The organism is Bartonella sp. AA1HLJMS, assembly GCF_042197445.1.
Classification (GTDB): Bacteria; Pseudomonadota; Alphaproteobacteria; order Rhizobiales; family Rhizobiaceae; genus Bartonella.
Map to the genome: position 1 here is coordinate 1 of NZ_JBHIRW010000140.1, position 1,900 is coordinate 1,900.

Genomic DNA, 1,900 nt, shown 5'->3' on the forward strand with positions numbered 1-1,900 from the left:
TTTGGCTCAAATGACGCAAGTTAAAAAACTTCTCCTGCAAAAATAAAATCGATCAATCTCGGTTCTTCTTTTTTGTTAATTAAGCAAATGATTTTATTATTTAATTTATCAATTAGCTCCATTTGTGAAGCCAACTTTAATCTTTGTTCATACAGGGTCTTATTTTTTTGCTTAATTAAAGTGGATAGGTTTTCAAGTACTACTTGCTGTTGTTCAATTGACTTATCTCGCTCTGCAAGAGTGGCTTCATGCCATCTCATCCAACTATCAAATTTTGACTTATGCCATTCTTCTCTTTTTTTAAGAATTGTTGTGTGAGTTTCGTGTCGTTTCACAAGATCTTCTACGCTACAGTCACGACATGGTACTTTTCTCCATTCTTCCACCAATCTATTTCCATTCTTCATTTTCGTATTACAACCTATTAATCTACAAAACTGGGTGTAGATCTTCTTCAATATTCCGTTTCTCATGATCTTTCTTCTTTAAGCCTGTGAATGATGCTGTGGGTGTTTGTTGTTATCTGTAGAATTATTCATACGAATTGCCCCATCCGATGTTGTAAATTTCTCCGTTAAAGAAATCGTACTTTTTCCTTGTTCTGTTATTAGAAGAGAAACACCATGAGATTTATTCTCATACATATGAAGAAACCAATCTAGTGTAACCCAAGGTGGACCTTTGGATTCAGACAATTGGATAATTATGTTCCAATATTTTGGAGAAATACTATTGCGATCGCGCATTTTACGTGCAGCTTCATAGCTACAACCGATTTCCTTCGCAAATTGACCTATAGATCCCCAAGACTCAATCAAATTTTTGACATAAAAATTATTAACCATGATCAAAATAGTACATTACGTACAATTTTAAATCAAGATAAAATAGTACACAATGAATGAAAAAAATAGTGGATAATGTACGAATGAGTTATTTGCCAAAAGATAGACTTAAAATAGCACGTAAAAATGCTGGGTATGCAACACCGAGCGAGGCTGCGCGCGCTATATCAGCTCTTAATCAAAATACTCTAATTAGTCATGAAAATGGAAATCGTCCTGTTTCTCGACAAAAAGCCGAACTCTATGGACAAGTATTTAACGTCGATCCGGGATGGATTTTATATGGTGAATCTCCTCAAGAAAATCCTAGTCTTAATATAAGTATTCCTCTTATTTCATGGATTAGTGCTGGAGAGTTAAGCGAGCAAGATGGGATAATGGATTTTTCAGATTATCCTATGACAGAAGCTGTTAATCTTCCTGCCGGTGAATGGATTGCATTGCGTGTAGATGGTGCATCCATGAATAAAATTAGTCCTCCAGATTCCATAATACTTGTAAATATGCGAGACAAAAAGCTTGTACCTAATGCCTGCTATGTAATTGCAGATGAAACTGGGCAAGCTACATATAAGCGATATAGACCAAATGATAATCCTCCTTTTCAGCCTGCTTCGTACGATAAAACAATAAAAGCTCCAAAACTTGAAGGTGCCATTTCTATAATAGGTCGTGTACGACGCACTATTCTTGACATGTAAGTACAATTAAGATTCTCTATTTAAGTTATCAATTAGATGCCATCAGCAAGTCATAGCAGATTATTGATTCTACAATAAACTGCATGCTTATTGATTCTTAAATTAGTCGATGATTCGTCATTTTTTATTTTTTTGAAAAAATAGTACATTATGTACTTGACTACCTTTAGTGCATAATGTACTAATATATTCCATAAACCACGCACAAACAATCGCCAAGAGGCGTTAGGGAGGAAAAATTATGGATAAGCCAATTCTTATAAATTCTGATGAAATCTTATTAGTTGTCTATGATGATGATCAAAACATTGGTCGGTCGGGACCACTGGATGAAAGCCAAGTTCTAAAAATTAT

At 34.6% G+C, this 1,900-nt stretch carries 3 protein-coding genes; 1 reads left to right on the plus strand and 2 read right to left on the minus strand.

The annotated features are described in order from the left end of the window. Positions 1-20: 20 nt before the first annotated feature. Positions 21-473 carry a hypothetical protein gene (locus ACFIQE_RS09955; protein WP_375707658.1) on the minus strand — a complete coding sequence of 151 codons (453 nt, stop codon included), beginning with the start codon at positions 471-473 and terminating at the stop codon, positions 21-23. 12 nt (positions 474-485) lie between these two features. After that, positions 486-845 carry a hypothetical protein gene (locus ACFIQE_RS09960; RefSeq protein WP_375707659.1) on the minus strand — a complete coding sequence of 120 codons (360 nt, stop codon included), beginning with the start codon at positions 843-845 and terminating at the stop codon, positions 486-488. An 83-nt stretch (positions 846-928) separates the two neighbouring features. Between ACFIQE_RS09960 and ACFIQE_RS09965 the strand changes: the two genes are divergently transcribed. Continuing rightward, positions 929-1,546, plus strand: a complete 618-nt coding sequence (locus tag ACFIQE_RS09965; RefSeq protein WP_038473481.1) for a S24 family peptidase — start codon at positions 929-931, stop codon at positions 1,544-1,546. Positions 1,547-1,900 lie beyond the last annotated feature (354 nt).